The 15,973-nt window shown below is 40.4% G+C and carries 15 protein-coding genes; 6 read left to right on the forward strand and 9 right to left on the reverse strand.

Annotation, left to right across the window (positions count from 1 at the left end; translation table 11 throughout):
• The first annotated feature begins 267 nt into the window (after nt 1-267).
• Complete coding sequence (locus tag EHQ49_RS15115) at nt 268-1,020, forward strand: SDR family NAD(P)-dependent oxidoreductase (RefSeq protein WP_135580472.1); 753 nt, start codon at nt 268-270, stop codon at nt 1,018-1,020.
• Nucleotides 1,021-1,362: 342 nt separating this feature from the next.
• Here EHQ49_RS15115 and EHQ49_RS15120 read toward each other — a convergent pair whose 3' ends face one another.
• Nucleotides 1,363-2,223 carry a flagellar hook-basal body protein gene (locus EHQ49_RS15120; RefSeq protein ID WP_135580473.1) on the reverse strand — a complete coding sequence of 287 codons (861 nt, stop codon included), beginning with the start codon at nt 2,221-2,223 and terminating at the stop codon, nt 1,363-1,365.
• A 112-nt stretch (nt 2,224-2,335) separates the two neighbouring features.
• Here EHQ49_RS15120 and EHQ49_RS15125 point away from each other — a divergent pair, with 112 nt between their 5' ends.
• From EHQ49_RS15125 to EHQ49_RS15145, 5 genes are read left to right on the forward strand one after another with little or no spacing between them, the layout of a single operon-like run.
• The gene (locus EHQ49_RS15125; protein WP_004788891.1) at nt 2,336-2,704 is read left to right on the forward strand and encodes an RNA-binding protein; all 369 of its coding nucleotides are present in this window, start codon (nt 2,336-2,338) and stop codon (nt 2,702-2,704) included.
• On the forward strand, nt 2,705-3,907 hold the full coding sequence (locus EHQ49_RS15130; protein WP_135580474.1) for an ATP-grasp domain-containing protein: 1,203 nt from the start codon (nt 2,705-2,707) through the stop codon (nt 3,905-3,907).
• A complete protein-coding gene (locus EHQ49_RS15135; RefSeq protein ID WP_135580475.1) occupies nt 3,904-4,512 on the forward strand; it encodes a class I SAM-dependent methyltransferase in 609 nt (202 codons plus the stop codon). Before EHQ49_RS15130 ends, EHQ49_RS15135 begins: the two co-directional genes overlap by 4 nt.
• Nucleotides 4,512-5,393 carry a class I SAM-dependent methyltransferase gene (locus tag EHQ49_RS15140; protein WP_135580476.1) on the forward strand — a complete coding sequence of 294 codons (882 nt, stop codon included), beginning with the start codon at nt 4,512-4,514 and terminating at the stop codon, nt 5,391-5,393. The genes EHQ49_RS15135 and EHQ49_RS15140 overlap by 1 nt, the downstream gene beginning before the upstream one ends.
• Before the next feature lie 9 nt (nt 5,394-5,402).
• Entirely contained in the window at nt 5,403-7,754 is a 2,352-nt protein-coding gene (locus EHQ49_RS15145) for a YhjD/YihY/BrkB family envelope integrity protein (RefSeq protein WP_135580477.1), read from the forward strand.
• A gap of 53 nt (nt 7,755-7,807) precedes the next feature.
• Here EHQ49_RS15145 and EHQ49_RS15150 read toward each other — a convergent pair whose 3' ends face one another.
• The 8 genes from EHQ49_RS15150 to pnp form a co-directional block, all read right to left on the reverse strand.
• Nucleotides 7,808-8,290 carry a rod-binding protein gene (locus tag EHQ49_RS15150; protein WP_135580478.1) on the reverse strand — a complete coding sequence of 161 codons (483 nt, stop codon included), beginning with the start codon at nt 8,288-8,290 and terminating at the stop codon, nt 7,808-7,810.
• 35 nt (nt 8,291-8,325) lie between these two features.
• Nucleotides 8,326-9,477 (reverse strand): flagellar basal body P-ring protein FlgI, encoded by a 1,152-nt coding sequence (locus tag EHQ49_RS15155; protein ID WP_135580479.1) that lies wholly within the window; start codon nt 9,475-9,477, stop codon nt 8,326-8,328.
• Nucleotides 9,478-10,254, reverse strand: coding sequence for a flagellar basal body L-ring protein FlgH (locus tag EHQ49_RS15160; RefSeq protein WP_135580480.1), 777 nt, complete (start codon nt 10,252-10,254; stop codon nt 9,478-9,480).
• Between the two features lie 7 nt (nt 10,255-10,261).
• Nucleotides 10,262-11,203: a flagellar basal body P-ring formation chaperone FlgA gene (flgA, locus tag EHQ49_RS15165; protein WP_135580481.1), complete on the reverse strand. Its 942-nt coding sequence runs from the start codon at nt 11,201-11,203 to the stop codon at nt 10,262-10,264.
• A complete protein-coding gene (flgG, locus tag EHQ49_RS15170) occupies nt 11,203-12,000 on the reverse strand; it encodes a flagellar basal-body rod protein FlgG (protein ID WP_004788667.1) in 798 nt (265 codons plus the stop codon). Before flgG ends, flgA begins: the two co-directional genes overlap by 1 nt.
• Nucleotides 12,001-12,072: 72 nt before the next feature.
• Entirely contained in the window at nt 12,073-12,516 is a 444-nt protein-coding gene (gene dut, locus EHQ49_RS15175; RefSeq protein WP_135580482.1) for a dUTP diphosphatase, read from the reverse strand.
• Between the two features lie 40 nt (nt 12,517-12,556).
• The gene (locus EHQ49_RS15180) at nt 12,557-13,843 is read right to left on the reverse strand and encodes a M16 family metallopeptidase (protein WP_135580483.1); all 1,287 of its coding nucleotides are present in this window, start codon (nt 13,841-13,843) and stop codon (nt 12,557-12,559) included.
• Between the two features lie 37 nt (nt 13,844-13,880).
• On the reverse strand, nt 13,881-15,971 hold the full coding sequence (pnp, locus tag EHQ49_RS15185; protein WP_135580484.1) for a polyribonucleotide nucleotidyltransferase: 2,091 nt from the start codon (nt 15,969-15,971) through the stop codon (nt 13,881-13,883).
• Between the last annotated feature and the right edge of the window lie 2 nt (nt 15,972-15,973).

Raw genomic sequence — 15,973 nt, forward strand, 5'->3', positions numbered from 1 at the left:
ATTATTTCAGATGGATGTGATCAATTGTCATGTTTTTTGCTATAACTGAAAAAGGAGTATTTCTAATAAAGAATACAAAAACAATTCATTGAAATATAATAATATACTAATAGTTTTACTGAAAAAATTATTTAAAAAATAGCCCAACTGGTTCACATTCTTTATAAATCAAAATAGTAGACCAATCGGATCATTTTGAAATTGAACAAACAATAAAAACCAGGGAATTGACTTGCCCTGTTTTGAATCCAAAGGCTACTCTTGGCCATGGACCAAATTTTAAAAAACAAAAATGCAATTGTTACCGGAGGTGCTCTCGGAATTGGAAGAGAAACATCCCTACTACTCGCTAAAAAGTGCGCTCATGTCATTGTATCTGATATCAATCTAACAGAAGGAAACAAAGTTGTCGCGGAAATTGAATCTTTCGGCGGATCAGCTGAATTTATCAAATGTGATGTCACCGTTGAAGAAGAAATCATCACACTTGTCGAAACATTCAAATCAAGGAACCAACGTTTGGACATTATGGTAAACAATGCAGGGATTGCAAACAAACCCACATTTATGCATAAAGTGACAACAGAAGTCTGGAACCGTTTGATTTTAATGGATTTAACAAGTGTCTTCTGGTGCCAGAAATATGCCACAAAACTGATGCTTGGTGATCGTTTAGGCGGATCCATTATCAATGTTGCTTCGATCGCAGGGCTTGGAGCCTCTCCTTCGCTTGGTCCTTATTGTGTAGCCAAAGCGGGTGTGATTGAACTGACAACCACAGGAGCCTTGGAAGTTGCACGATTTGGTGTTCGGATCAATGCGGTTTGTCCTGGTTGGACAGAAACGGCAATCCTCGATGTAGCAGGAGAACGGGGGAAAGAGGCGATGGAAAAAAATATCCCGATGGGAAGGCTTGGCAAACCAGCAGAGGTGGCAAACCTAATTGGATTTTTAGCATCAGAGGAATCGAGTTTCATTACAGGATCGGTGTATCGTGTGGATGGGGGGACAAGGAGTTAGAGGTGGAGGGATTGACACTCTATTAACTAATGTGTTAGAAATCAAATCCTAGTGAAAGGGATGTGGAGGGCTTGGTCTGACAGATGTCAGACGGGAGCGTGAGCGCACCCCGTAGCAGCCCGGCCCCGAAAGTTCGGATCTTGCGGTTTTTAGAAACCTATGATTTGAAATGATAGAAAATCCTTTCGGGGATTCACCCAGAAACAACTGACAGTCCCATTGGGACAAAACTAGAATCTTTCTCCCAAACCAATCATTTCAATTCAAAAAGATGATCTGTTCTTCAACCAAAGTAGGTATCGATTGGAATGAAGAAATATTTCAAAAGGTTTAAAAAAATTCCTACCGCATAATCTCAAATAGTCGACCAAGTAAACTATCTTGGGTTTGCATGGTTTTGGAATTGGCTTCGTAAGCGCGGTTCACCTCTATCATATCCACCATCTCTGTCACAACAGAAACATTGGAAGCTTCCAAATAACCTTGCAGAACTTGGGGAGCGAGAAGGGTTGGAAACTTGGTTGGTTCTCCCGATTCAGGAGTATCAGAATAAAACGAGTCCCCTTCTTTGTCGAGGTGTCGGGGATTTTCTACAGTTCGGATTTTGATCGTGTCCAGAAGGACAGGATCTTCAAATCGGTTTTCACTGAAGTTGGTTCCATCTTTCGGAGCGGTTCCGAGTTTGGAATTGATATAGATCTCTCCATTTTCTTTCACAAGGAAATTTCCTTGGTTCACTTGGATGGGTCCCTTCTCGCCAAGCAGAGGAAATCCTTGCGGTGTCACAACAAAACCATTTTTATCTAAAACAAAACTTCCACTCCGTGTGAGGCGCTCCCCTCGATTGGTAAGAACAGAAAAGAAAGCAGGTTTTTCCATACCAGGTTGGTCTTGGATCATCAAATCAAATATATTATCTGTTTTTTTCACAGCACCTTGTTCGAAGCGAGTGTAGACCTCATTCACTTCGGCACCAAACCCTAGTTTCCCGACCACAGGAGACGTATCAAAGGAGCCCATTGGTGTTTTACCAATTCCATCTTCGGAATAACGATGTAGTAACATTTCAGGAAAGGTTTTGAAAACAGTTGTATCTTTTTTGAATGCGGTTTTATCCACATTGGCCAAATTGTTTGCGATCACATCCATTCTCACTTGTTGGGAAATCATCCCATTGGCGCCTGTATACAGTCCTCGTAACATACCTTTCCTACCTATCATTTCTTTCGGTCAGATTTCGAGATTCCCTAAGAGAAAATGCGACATAGTCAAAAAAGAGTTGAAGTTTTCGTAAAAATTCATAGAAAAGAAAGACATGAAGTTATCCATCGGAAACCTCCCCCAGTCGCTTACCGAAGAAGCCCTCGAAAAACTTCTTTCTGCTCATGGAAAAGTGGAACACCTCCAAATCAAACGGGACAAAATCACCAAGGTATCCTTGGGATATGGAACGGCAGATATGGCAGATGCTGATGCAGCCAAGGCGATTTCTGCTCTCAATGGGAAAGAAATCGAAGGAAAGGCAATTGTCCTAGTCAATCAGGAAGAACTTACGAAATCACAAAATGAAGCCGCCAAAAAGAAAGGAAGCCCTGCTGTTTCCAAACCAACCTTTGGCAGAAACCAAACAAGTGGCGGTGGCAATACAGGAGTCCAAAGGAGAGGCGGTTCTCGCGGGTCATAGATGAAACAACTGACCGGCAGTTACCTCTCCATTGGAGCCGGAGAGAACCAAATCCCTCTCATTCGGGCTGCAAAAGCTAGGGGACTCAAAGTCATCTCCGTGGACACAAATCCGGAAGCCCCGGGTCTTGTAGAGTCAGATATTAAAATATTAGAATCTACTCATGAATATAGAAAAATTCTACATGCCATGAGTCGGGTCCCCCTTCCCTTCAAACTGATGGGAGTGGGATCCAGATCGTACGGCAAAGCAGTTTATACCGTATCTTATTTAGCAGAAAAATTAAAACTTCGTGGGAACCCTCGCGATACAATCAATCTCTTTCTCGACAAAGAAAAGTTTAAAAACTCCGTACAAAAGTATGGAATCCCTGTTCCCAGTTCTTTACAGTCCAACTTACAATCTAGAACCAAAGAGAAAAAACTAGAACTTACATTTCCCCTCATCGCCAAACCGAAAGAGGGTTCTGGTAAAAAAGGAATTACGGTTCTCGAAACTGAGGCAGAGTTCAAAAAATTCAGCCGTTTGAAAACGAGCGAAAGTTTTCTTTTGGAACCTTTCATTCCAGGGGACGAAGTGACTGTTCTTGGTTTTGTCATTGCCAGACGTTTTTATTTGATTTCCCTAACCGACAAAATCACCACAGGGAAACCAAACTTTATTGAAGTGGCACATGTCGCTCCTTCAAAACATATCCCTATGGCTGGGGAATTAAAAATGATCTGTCAAAGCATTGTGACGGCGACCAAATTAAAAACCGGTCCCTTTGTGGCTGAATTTAAAATTACAAAAAATAACGAATGCCTTCTCATTGAATCAGCTCCTGAAGTAGGAGGAGAATTTTTGGCAGATGTTCTCATTCCGGAACATTATGGTTACAAATATTTTAATGATCTACTCTCCGTTACTATTGGTGAAAAAACAAGACCCGGGTTTTTAAAAAAATCGAAAGATGGAATCACTAAATCAGCGTTAGTTTTCACTCTCCCCACAGATCGCCAAAAGAAAATGGGAGAACCCATTACCTTTACAACAAATTTCGGTGAAACCTTATTTTTTCAAAAACAATTGGTTCCCACCGGGACATCACTGGATAAATTAGAAGGAAATCACAAAAGAACTCAAGTTTTTGGAATTACATCCAAACTGTCCATCTCCACCAAAGATTGGTTAGATTCTATTTTCCAACGACTTAATTCATGAAAAATGTCTGGGATGAACACTATGAAAGACCAAAATCAAAATTGGCCTTTCCGGATGAAAATTTAGTCCGCCTTTTATCACGAATCCAACCCAAAAATCGGAATGCTCTAGACTTTGGTTGTGGATCCGGCAGGCATTGTTACCTATTACAAAATGAAGGTTACAAAGTTACCGGATGTGACACCGCAAAAACCACCATTGATCTGTTAAATGGAGAATCCTCACCCATTCGTTTTCTGCACACTCCAGATACCAACCTACCGTTTTCTCCCAAAGAATTTGGCCTCATCTTAAGTTGGGGGGTGTTTCATTACAATAGACGAGAAGATGCGAAAAAACTCCTGTTATCCTTGTATGATTCTTTGGATACAGGTGGTTATCTTTTGGGTTCGATCCGAGCTGATGGAGATACCCACTTAGGTCTTTCGAAAGGAAAAATGAATTTATCTGACTTAAGCGGTGGTTATGCGGAGACCTACTCTCTCGGTGATTTAAAGGAATTCCTTTCGGTTTTTTCCAATCTATCCATTGGGTATTCAGAACGTACACCACTTGGAAAGTTAGAAGAACGAATTTGCCACTGGTTTTTCCTTGCTGAAAAATAATGAATCCTAACCCTTCCTTGAGTGAAAACTGCCCTCTCGACCAAACAAACGATTGGCGCCCCTTATACACAACAACAGGAAAATATTCAGGGTTATCGATTGTTGAATGTACTCATTGTAAACTCCAGGCACTCTTCCCCAGACCCAATCAAAAAGAATTATATGGACAGGACTATTATCAAGGTAAAGCAGAGTATACTTACATAGATGAAAGAGAAAATAAAAAATTCTTTCAGTATGTTTGGAAAGCAAGAGTTCGTAATATAAAAAAATTTGTAAAGACTGGGAACTTTTTAGATATAGGATCTTCTTTTGGAGGTTTTTTGGAATCGGCAAGGGACGGTGGATTTTCGGTTCAAGGGGTAGAAATTTCGGAGTACGCTTCTCATTATGCAAATGAAAACGGAATCCCTACCTTTAACGGAAGTTTAGCTGAAGCAAAATTTCCAAATAACCACTTCAGTGTGATAACTATGGTGGAAGTGATTGAACATATAGAAAATCCAAATCTCTTTTTCAAAGAACTGACACGGATATTAAAACCAGGCGGCCTCCTCCTACTTCAGACAGCCAATTTCGATGGCTGGCAAGCCAAAAAAGAAGGTCCAAATTATCATTATTATATGCCTGGCCATGTGTTTTATTACACAGACAGAATCCTAAAAAATATATTGACGAACCTTGATTTTAGTCGTTTTGTATCTTACTTCGGAGTGGATTTTCCATTACTTGCGAAACTACAAAAATCAAGAGGATCTTTCAAAAATTGGAAAGACTACCTCCAGTGGTTACGCATTTCGTATTACCATTTTCAGTCAAAATGGAAAAAAAATGGATTCCCCCTCACTTCAAGTTACGTTTTGTACGCTTTTAAAAAATAGGTAACCCGAATGAATGATACAATCAAAACTCCCTTACTTGTCCGACTCACTGCCATTCCAGAAAAGAAGGGTTGGAAAAGAAAACTCATCTTAAGCATTCGAGTTTTACTAGTATCTGTACATAGGTTTATGAAAGACGATTGCCTTATCATTGGTTCCAGTCTTGCGTATACAACGATTGTCACCCTCATCCCTACTCTGACAGTAGCCCTCGCCCTAATTACAGTGGCTTCTGGAATCCAAACGCGACAAGGGGAAATGGTAGATGAAATCAATTCCTATCTTCTTCGTAATAATATTCAATTTGATATCTCTCCGTATTTGGATACTCTCACCGATATTATTTCCACAGCTTCCCAAATTGGAGCGGTTGGTTTTGTTGTATTTATTTTTTCAGCAACCGCTGTTTTACGTTCTTTAGAAAAAGCCTTCCATATCATTTGGAAAATTGACCTTCATAGAAACTTTATTAACAAATTTGTATTTTATTTCTTTCTGATCTCTTTTGGTCCCCTTCTCTTTGTCGTCGGTAAAAACATTACCGACAAAATTTCTGATTCTGTTCGGCCACCGCATTTAAAATCAATCGTTTCGACAAAACATGGGGAATTGTGGGTTGCTGGGGAAAAAGGAAATATTGGAACCATTAAAGAATTAAATAAATCCGTATCCTTCATTCCAAGTTCGAGTATCGATTTCGAAAACATGCTCTGTATTGATTTTGAAACAGTAGAAACAGGTACATGCAAAAAACCTGATATCTCAAAAGAAAATTTTTTCCGAATTCGCAGTGTGGGAAACGATCTTTTTACCATTTCCGAAGAAGGATCTTTTTTGTATTCGAATGATCTTGGGAAAACTTGGAAACTCCATTCTCTCAAAGGAATTGCAGTCTCTGACTTTGGCGCGATTGATTATGATACTTTATTCATCCTCACACAAGACACTCGCACCCTCCGATATGAAATCGGAAAAACATTAAAAGAAATCAAAAGGTTCACTGATCCTGCCATCACTCCCATCCGCGTTCGTTTCTTTTCTGAAAAAGATGGATTTATTTTAGACCGAGAAGGCCGGCTTTGGAAAACAAGTGATGGAGGAACCACCTTCTTTCCCCAAGAGATTTCGCAAAAACCACTGAATGACATTGCGTTTCTCAACAGAAACGTAGGTTTCCTCGTGGGCGACAATGGTGCTATTTTCAAAACCACTGATGGTGGTTATACATGGTCTGACCTAAGCCACAGAAAATATTCATACGAACGAGTTTGGATGTTTGCTTCTCCGAAAAAACAGGACTTCGATATCTTTATTTTAACTTCGTTAGGTGATATTCTTTTGTCAGAAGATGAAGGAGAAAACTGGTCTACAGCTTACAAAGGAAAAGCGGGAATGATTCTCGACATGATCCTTATCTCAAAAAAAACGAACGAACCAGAAGTTTTAACAGATGGAACTATTTTACCTACAGAAGACAGTATCGAAATTGAAACACAAGTCGAAGCAGAATCATTAAACGAAAGTATGCTTGGTATTGTTGGGGTTGGAGAATTCAATAAAATCATTCGTGTGGAAGATGATTCCAAAGGCCAAACCATTTGGAAAAAATACCAAGGAGGAAAACGATTTTTCTCTCTTTATTCCATCTTTCAAATTCTACTTCCCCTGCTTGCACTTTGGTTGTTCTTTTTGTTAATTTTTAATATCATTCCGAATACCAAAGTTCCGCTCAAAGCCTCCTCTATCGGAGCTGCCATTACCGGGATCATTCTCATCATTTTCTTTTGGGGATTTATTAATATTTACCTAACATCCTTTACCGAAAAAACAATGTTAGTGTATAAGGCACTTGCCGCTATCCCGATTGCTCTACTTGCTATTTACTCGATTTCTCTCATCATTCTTTATGGTGCTGAAGTGACCGCAACTTTGCAGTTCCCTGATCGATATCTACTTCCCAAACATCCGTTTGATGATATAGACAGTAATCTTTCCTATGAGTTTTATAAAACCATTCAAGTTCTGGCTCTGACTTACGACCACCAATCAAAAAATGGGGAACTGATTAAACTTTCGGTTCTAAGGAAGACACTTCTGATGCCAGAAAAAGATTTAACGGAGATTTTAGAAAAATTAAACAATACAAAGTTCATTGAGATTACAGAAGACAAACGAATTGCTCCCGTAAAACTCAAAGAACAAATTGATCTCGTATCTCTCTACGAAAATACATCTAGTTTTAAATTGGGAGCTCCCAAAGAACTCACCAGTGTATCCCCTAAACTCAATGAAAGCTTGGGACAACTGGAAGGAAAATTAAAAGAAGAACTAAAAAAGATTTCTTTTAAAGATTTGATTTAGAAGACACAAAACGCGTGATTTTATTTTAGATTTAGTGGAGAAACAACACTAATCTAAAAATAAGGATTCTTTTTTACTGGCGGAAGAGAAGCTGACATCTGTTTGTAAATCTCTTCTGCAAGTCCCATCGATTCGTTCTGGGAGATATTTTTAGCATACTCATCATAAAGCATATCTTCAAAAATTTCTTCTGCATAACCACCATCGATCATTTTCTCTTTGTGAATGGTGTTTTTCATTTCTTTGAGCATCATCTTCACAAAAACAGATTCAAATTCCACGGAGGCATCATAGAGTTTTTTTCTATAAGGATCTTCTTTGATCTCCTCACGAATGTTTTGCGGAACTCGGAGAGAAGAAGAACTCACCTTCCCCATGATTTCTTCATGTGTTTCGAGTAGGTTCTGAAAATCGGACATACCTTCTTTTTTGGCAGTTTTTGTTTCATCCGAATAGGATTTCATCCGGTTCAGGATGGATTCGTCCTGGGAACGGCTAAGACGATTCGAATAGTCTTGGATTTTGTGAATGTCCATATTATGTCTACTAAACCTATCGGCAGATTCCCAAATTACTGAATCACAAGTTCTGCTTTTAAGGCCCCTTGTTTTTTTAAGGCCTCTAAAATCGAGATAATATCCCGAGTCGAAGCTCCGACTTTATTCAAAGCACCCACCACATCCGAAACTTGCGTGGTTTCTTTTAAAACAAAAACGGATTCACCCTTTCCCTCATCTTGGATGGGGAAAAAATATCGAGACTTGTCTCGGTTCGCAATTTGGATGGTGAGTCCTTGTTGGGAAATGGCCACTTCATCGATGGCAATATTAGCACCCATCACAATGGTCCCCGTCCTTTCGTTGATCACCACACGAGCCACGGGTGAAGAATTCACAGTTAGGTTTTCTAATTTCGCAAGGAAGGCCAAATCGAGTTTGGGCTCTCCGGCTGCCATTTCCCCACTGGGATTTTGACCTGAGGTTTTTAATGGCAGGGGAACAAGGACTTCGGTCGGAGAAACCACTTCTGGAACCACCGCAAGTTCGGCAGTAATGGCATCCACAATCGCACCCATCGTTGTATAATCTTTTTCTAGAAGTGTGAGTTTGACTGATTTAGTCACAGGAGCATTAGGAACCGATTTTTCTAAAATCGCACCCATAGGAACAAGAGCCGTATTGGATCCTGATTTTTTATCAGCCCCTCCTCGTTTTTTCTCTTTTCCACCAAACGCGAGTACGCCGGAAGCAACGGCAATGATTTCCCCATTCCCGGCTTTTAAAGGAGATTGTAAAAGAACTCCTCCTTCAAGAGAACGTGCATCACCGAGGGAAGAAACTAAGACATCTATTTTATCCCCTTCTTTAAGATTTACCGGAACATTGGCAGTGATGAGAACAGACGCAGTATTTTTAGCATCTCTTAAGTTCTTTTTAGTATTCACACCAAGACCGGCCAAATAATTCTGTAAGGCTTCTTCGGTGAGTGGATTTTTTGTATCTCCTGTTCCGTTAAGACCTACCACAAGACCAAATCCTGTGAGTTGGTTTTCACGAACGGCGTCAATCCGCACCAAATCTTTTAGTCTTGTTTCAACCGCAAAACTAGGGAGAGTCGCAAAAAGGAAAACAATAACAGCAACAAATGGATTTCCAAAAAATTGAAAATCTTTTTTGGCGAACTCTAGGTTAGATACATTTCGATTCAAAACAGTCATTGCCACTTACTCACTTTCACCTAAGAGTCGTTTGATATTCTTTAAAATGATTTCTTGTTTTTCTGGTTCCGACAGTTCCGCTTTTTCGGTTACCGTTCCGTCGGGGTTTGTGATCCGTTTCATTTGAATATTGGGATTTGTGAGTTCTTTTGGATTTAGAGTTCCTTGGTATTCCACTCTTAGGTTTGCAATCAGATCACTTGAAATAAAACGATTTTTGTCTAAATCTTCCGGAGAAATGGTTCCCGACAAACGAAGGTTAATTCTTTCTTCCGATAAATTAAATACCTTACTTCCTTCCAGCTCCAAATTCCCGGTTCCTGGATCAATGCCAGTGACAAGGACTGCCATCACTCCCACAACTTTTCCTTGGGATTTGGATTTTCCTACTTTGGATCTCATATATGTGGAATTCGAGTTATAAGTTGGAAGATCAGGGACTAACTTTTTATCAGGAACGGTTTTGATATCATTATCAAAAGTAGCTTTGTATTCGGACTCATACTCCACACGAAGTCCATTTTTTAAAACGACCTTTACCACAGTTCCTGGTTGGATGGTTTTAGGATAAGAGTAAGGGTCTTTGTCTTTCCAAAGAGAATCCGCTGCAAATACGGTTAGCCCTGTGAAAGTTAAAATGCCGATGAAAAGAAATTCGAATAAAAATATCAGGATACTTCTTCCGATAGAAGATCGAACCTGAAAATTTGTTTTGAATTCTGCCTTCCGATCTAAATTCGAATGCGGAATTAATTTTGAATCTAAATGCCTATTTGGTTTCATAAATATTTCAAATCTCTTCGAGAAGGCAGATCCCTTCGTCTTGAACACGGGCCTTGATGATTTTTTGAGAAGCTAAGTTGAGGACAGATATCTCATCTCCACGATTTCCCGATGCCAGAGCTCTTGTTTTAATTTTTAATAAGAGATTACCCGTGGTGTAAACAAGTTGTACTTCTTGTCCCCTTTCAATGGTGTGAAGGGTTCGGACTTGTTTTTTTTCAATTGTCATATCGCTCGCGAGCGCCCCAAGTGCCGTTTTTCCGACAGGACTTTCTTCCACATACTCACGGTTATGGTCTGCTGTGAAAAAAGTGCGGATTTCTACGTCTTCCTCAGTTAACACTGTTTTTGCGGGAATTTCTCTTTTCGTAAAATAGGCTTTTTTCTTTTCTTCAATCAGAAAGGGAACCGATTCCGAATGAACCATTTTTCCTTCATAATAATAATCCAAAGGAAAAAGCCTTTTTCCTCCATGAAGGGTGCGACCCGTATTTCTCCAAACAAGTTTGGTTCCAGAGATAACTTGTAGAGAATCTTTTTCAGAACTCAATCGGAAGGATTCTCCATCTTCACCGATTGTTTGTTCTACGGATTCTTTCAAGTTTTGCCAAAGAGAACGTTCTAGATCTTTTTTAGGAACAGAAGTGGTTTTAGGGAGTAAAATCCCAAGGTTACCCATCACTTCAAATGATACAGACTCGCCCGTTTCTTTTGTATGAATCGAATTCAAAACATCCACTAAGGATTCCGGTGTTAGAATTTTTGGTGATTGTAAATTCTGAAAAACAATAGGGTTCCAATTTCCTTTCCAGTTGGTAAAATCAGATAGACGAACTTCCCCTGCGCCCACAATGGTTTTGGGTTTTAGGTAGAGCCGAAAATCTTTTTCCTTTGCCAAAACAGGCAAAGAAAGAACCAAACTAAAAAAGAATAGGAACCAAACTTTCATTAACGTTTTAAACCGATCGCCGTAGAAAGCATGTTATCCGATGTTTGGATGGTTTTCGAATTTGATTCGTAAGCCCTTTGTGCCACAATCATATTCACCATCTCTTCTACGATTTTAACGTTACTCATTTCTAAAAACCCTTGTAGGACACTTCCGTATCCTTCTTGTGAAGGCATGCCTGGAATTTCAGGACCGGATGCGACTGTTTCTCGAAATAAGTTTTTACCAACGGCTTGGAGACCGGCCGGGTTCACAAATCGGTAAAGCTCCAATTGGCCGATGGTTGTAGGACGGATATCGTTTCCGATTTTTACCGTCACTTCTCCCTCTTCGGAAACCATTAAAGTATTGAGGATGGCATTTTCGGGTAAGATGATGGGTGGTTCGAGTAAGTATCCGTTAGAGGTAACCACTTGTTGGTTGGAATCAATTTTATAGGATCCGTCTCTTGAGTAGGAGAAAGTTCCGTCTGGCATCTGGATTTTGAAAAATGCCATCTCACCTGTGAGGGCCAGATCTAGTTTGTTTCCTGTGGCTTGAAAAGAACCAATTTCAAATAACTTCTGTGTGGCGGCCACTTTCACACCATGACCCACATTCACACCGGTAGGAATTTCGGAAACTGAGGTGGCTGGAGTTCCCGCAAGCACTTGGTGTTGGTAAACTAAATCTTCAAAGTCCACACGGTTCTTTTTGAAACCAGTGGTGTTTACGTTCGCAAGGTTATTGGCAACCGTATCAATATGGAATTGTTGGGCAATCATCCCGGTAGCACCGGTCCAAAGGGATCGCATCATAAAAAGGCACCTCTACAGCTTTCTATCGGTAAAGCCCGAAAAAAGCTAAGTGTCTTTTTTTCTAATTATGTCTTATTTTCCAGTGCTCCCAAATCCGCCGGATCCCCTTTCGGTGCTCGAAAGTTCTGCTAGAACCCGGACAGGAAGTTTCGCTACCGCTTGGAAAACAATTTGGGCCACCCTTGTTCCTGGCTCCAAAACAAAGTCCGCCCCACTTAAGTTTAGGAGTGGGATGAGAATCTCTCCCCGGTAATCCGAGTCGATGGTGCCTGGGGTATTTGGCATGATGATGGAATTCTTCGTGGAAAATCCGCTTCTTGGTCGAATTTGACCCTCATACCCTTCGGGAATTGCCATCGCAAGACCTGTGGGAACAAACACGACTTTGCCATTCGGCAGGATGAGGTTTTCTGTGAGGCAAACAGACAAATCCATCCCCGCCGAACCAGAGGTTTTGTATTCGGGGAGAACGGCTCCCTCTCTTAAAATTTGAACGTGTAAATTCGGTTGGTTCATTTTAGTCCTTAAAAACAGATTCTATGCGGCTTTTGGTCTATCAAACACCAAACTGGACGGGGATTTTGGAGAATTGACTTTCTGACATATCTCCCACACAAGACAAATGGACTTTCTTTAAATCAAACAGTTGTTTAGCTGTTTCGTTAATTTCATCCAAGGTCACTGATTTGATGGATTTCATTCGATCTTCCAAAGAAAAGTACTTACCGTAATAGATTTCTTGGAGGCCGATATTATTCATTCGGTTTTCAGGAAGTTCATACCCAATGGCAATGGAACCCATTTGGTTGGATTTTGCATCAGCTAGTTCTGTTTTAGAAAAACCATTTTTCGAAATACTTTCCAATTCTTTTAGGATGAGTTCCACACATCGTGCTGCCTTTTCTTTGGAAGTGGCAGAGGAAATGGAAAAAAGCCCTGTGGTTTTGTAATAAGAAGGAAAACTATAAATGCTATAACATAACCCTTCTTTCTCTCGGATGTTTTGGAAAAGCCGCGAAGCCATTCCGCCGCCAAGAATTGTCGAGATAAGTTGGGTCACAGTCACCGTTCTGTAATCCCTTTTGTTTCCATTCACACCAAGCATAATATGGAACTGTTCAATCTTACGGCGTTCCAAATGCTTCGAATAACTTTTTTTAGGTGCAGGAATGATGAGTTCCGTGGGATTTTTGCCCTTAGGATTTTCAAAAGAAAAATATTTATTGGTTAGATCTAAAATTTTTTCCCAAGTGAAATTTCCAGAAACAGAAATCACCATATTTTTAGGGAAATAATGTTTTTCAAAAAAAGTTCTGATGGATTTTTCCGTTACACCTGTAACAGACTTTTTTGTTCCAATGATATCACGGCCATAAGGTGACTTACCAAATATATTACGAAAATAATAGTCATAAACAAAATCATCGGGTGCATCTTCATAAGAACGCATCTCTTCCATAATGACACCCTTTTCAATTGAGATGTCTTCTTTACGAAAAAGAGGACGAAATAACATATCGGAAAGAATATCAAAAGCAAGTTCGGCTTGGTCTTTGATCGCCACTACATAATACTGAGTGTATTCACGACCAGTGGAACCATTCAAAATCCCACCCACTCGTTCAATAGATTCAGCGATTTCTTTACTGGTTCGTGTTACCGTATCTTTAAAGAGCATATGCTCTAAAAAGTGAAAGTATCCGTGTTCCGAATTAGTTTCGGCAAGACTGCCCTGTTTCAGAAAAACACCCACCCCCATAGAGGATGCGTGTTTCATAGGTTGGAAGAGAACCGTTAACCCATTGGGTAAAACGGTTCGTTTGCATTCGATGACGGATGCCATTGGTTTCACTCCCCCCAAACAGTCGTTTGGGGACTGTTTAGTTGTCTAAAAGAACATCCTTTCTGGAAAGGTCGATTTTTCCCATTTTATCAACGGAAATCACCTTCACTTGGATTTTGTCCCCTTCAGAAACAATATCACGAACCGATTGCACTCGTTTCACATCTAGTTTAGAGATGTGGCAAAGGCCCTCTTTTCCTGGAAGAATTTCAACAAAGGCACCAAAGTCAGCAATTCGTTTGATCACACCGTCGTAGATTTTTCCTACTTCGATTTCTTCAAAAATTCCATCGATCATAGCAATGGCTTTGTCTTTCGCTTCTTCACTTGGAGAAGCAATTGTAACCTTACCAGTATCATCTACGGAAATTTCAGAACCGGATTGTTCGATGATCGCACGGATCATTTTACCACCAGGACCAATGAGTTCCCCAATTCGATCTTTTGGAATTTGTTTGAGAGTGATGCGTGGTGCATTGTTACTCAAATTTCCTTTTACAGCAGAAATGGATTTGTTCATTTCGCCAAGGATGTGGTCACGACCCACTTCTGCTTGTTCAATGGCTTTTTGTAAAACTTCCAAACCAAGTCCGTTGACTTTAAGATCCATTTGGAAGGCAGTGATCCCTTTTTTGGTTCCTGCGAGTTTGAAATCCATATCACCAAAATGATCTTCGATTCCAGCAATGTCAGAAAGAACGGCAAAACGACCCTTTTCATCACTGAAAAGACCCATAGCAATTCCTGAAACGGGACCAGAAATCGGAACTCCACCGGCCATAAGAGCCAAGGTTCCCGAACAAACGGAAGCCATAGAGGAAGATCCATTGGATTCTAAAATTTCAGATACAATTCGAATCACGTAAGGAAAGTCAGTTTGTGATGGAAGAACCTTTTTAATCGCACGTTCCGCCAAGTTTCCGTGACCAATTTCACGTCTTCCAGGGCCGGAGTTACGACGCACTTCCCCAACAGAGAATGCAGGGAAATTGTAGTGCAACATAAAGTTCTTTTCTTTCGAACCTTCCAAAGTTTCGTATCTTTGGTTGTCGGAAGTAGTTCCTAGAGTCACAACACCAAGTGATTGGGTTTGTCCACGAGTGAAAACTGCCGATCCATGAGGTCCAGGAAGAACATCCACTTCGCAAGAAATTTGACGAATTTCATTGGTTTTACGACCGTCAAAACGAATTCCTTCGCCGAGCACTAGTTCGCGGACCACTTCATATTCTAATTCATGTAGGAAATGTTTGATATCTTTTGATTTGTCTTCTGGAGCGAGTAGAGTTTTAAAATGTTCTACTGTTTCTTTGTTGATGGCTTTGATGTCATCATTACGTTTTGCTTTGTCTGCATTTTTGTTAGCAGCAGTCAAACGGTCAAAAGCGAACTCACGAATTTTTGCATGAAGTTCTTTGTCAGGAGCTTTTAAAACTACTTCCTTTTTTACTGTTCCGTTTTTCTTAGCTAATTCTTCTTGCATTGCAACAGCAACTTTAAGTTGTTCTTGTGCAAAACGTAAAGCCGCCATCATATCTTCTTTGGAGATTTCGTTTGCTTCCCCTTCGATCATGACGATAGCATCTTTGGTTCCCGCAACTACCAAATCTAAATCAGATTTGGTAATCTCTTCGTTCGTAGGGTTCAGAACAAATTCTCCACCAATACGACCGATACGAGCACCAGCAATAGGGCCAGCGAAAGGAATGGAAGAAACAGAAAGAGCCGCCGAAGCTGCGTTAATCGCATGGCCTTGGACAGATACTTGTTTGTCTGCTGATAAAACTTGAACGAGAAGTTGTACTTCAGAGAAGTATCCTTCTGGGAACATAGGGCGAATCGGACGATCCAGAATTCTGGAAAGTAACACTTCGTGTTCTGCTGGTTTTGCTTCGCGTTTGAAGTAACCACCAGGAAAACGACCTACCGAGTAGGCTTTCTCTGTGTATTCGCAAGTAAGTGGGAAAAAATCTTGTCCTTCTTTTGGTTCGTCAGCCGCACAAACTGTGGCGAGGAGAACCAAATTTCCGGTTTTGTATACAACCGACCCGTGCGCTTGTTTTGCCCACTTGCCGGTCTCAATGGTGATAGAGTCTCTACCCCAAGAACCAGTGAACTCTGTAGCCATAG

This window comes from Leptospira perdikensis (assembly GCF_004769575.1).
Classification (GTDB): Bacteria; Spirochaetota; Leptospiria; order Leptospirales; family Leptospiraceae; genus Leptospira_A; species Leptospira_A perdikensis.

What these genes read in the sequence shown, in the direction of transcription:
- EHQ49_RS15125 (WP_004788891.1), top strand. Translation starts at nt 2,336, where the DNA reads ATGAAGTTATCCATCGGAAACCTCCCCCAGTCGCTTACCGAAGAAGCC.
- EHQ49_RS15135 (WP_135580475.1), top strand. Translation starts at nt 3,904, where the DNA reads ATGAAAAATGTCTGGGATGAACACTATGAAAGACCAAAATCAAAATTG.
- EHQ49_RS15160 (WP_135580480.1), bottom strand. Translation starts at nt 10,254, where the DNA reads ATGAAACCAAATAGGCATTTAGATTCAAAATTAATTCCGCATTCGAAT.
- EHQ49_RS15180 (WP_135580483.1), bottom strand. Translation starts at nt 13,843, where the DNA reads ATGGCATCCGTCATCGAATGCAAACGAACCGTTTTACCCAATGGGTTA.
- dut (WP_135580482.1), bottom strand. Translation starts at nt 12,516, where the DNA reads ATGAACCAACCGAATTTACACGTTCAAATTTTAAGAGAGGGAGCCGTT.
- EHQ49_RS15150 (WP_135580478.1), bottom strand. Translation starts at nt 8,290, where the DNA reads ATGGACATTCACAAAATCCAAGACTATTCGAATCGTCTTAGCCGTTCC.
- flgG (WP_004788667.1), bottom strand. Translation starts at nt 12,000, where the DNA reads ATGATGCGATCCCTTTGGACCGGTGCTACCGGGATGATTGCCCAACAA.
- EHQ49_RS15130 (WP_135580474.1), top strand. Translation starts at nt 2,705, where the DNA reads ATGAAACAACTGACCGGCAGTTACCTCTCCATTGGAGCCGGAGAGAAC.
- flgA (WP_135580481.1), bottom strand. Translation starts at nt 11,203, where the DNA reads ATGAAAGTTTGGTTCCTATTCTTTTTTAGTTTGGTTCTTTCTTTGCCT.
- EHQ49_RS15140 (WP_135580476.1), top strand. Translation starts at nt 4,512, where the DNA reads ATGAATCCTAACCCTTCCTTGAGTGAAAACTGCCCTCTCGACCAAACA.
- EHQ49_RS15120 (WP_135580473.1), bottom strand. Translation starts at nt 2,223, where the DNA reads ATGTTACGAGGACTGTATACAGGCGCCAATGGGATGATTTCCCAACAA.
- EHQ49_RS15115 (WP_135580472.1), top strand. Translation starts at nt 268, where the DNA reads ATGGACCAAATTTTAAAAAACAAAAATGCAATTGTTACCGGAGGTGCT.
- pnp (WP_135580484.1), bottom strand. Translation starts at nt 15,971, where the DNA reads ATGGCTACAGAGTTCACTGGTTCTTGGGGTAGAGACTCTATCACCATT.
- EHQ49_RS15145 (WP_135580477.1), top strand. Translation starts at nt 5,403, where the DNA reads ATGAATGATACAATCAAAACTCCCTTACTTGTCCGACTCACTGCCATT.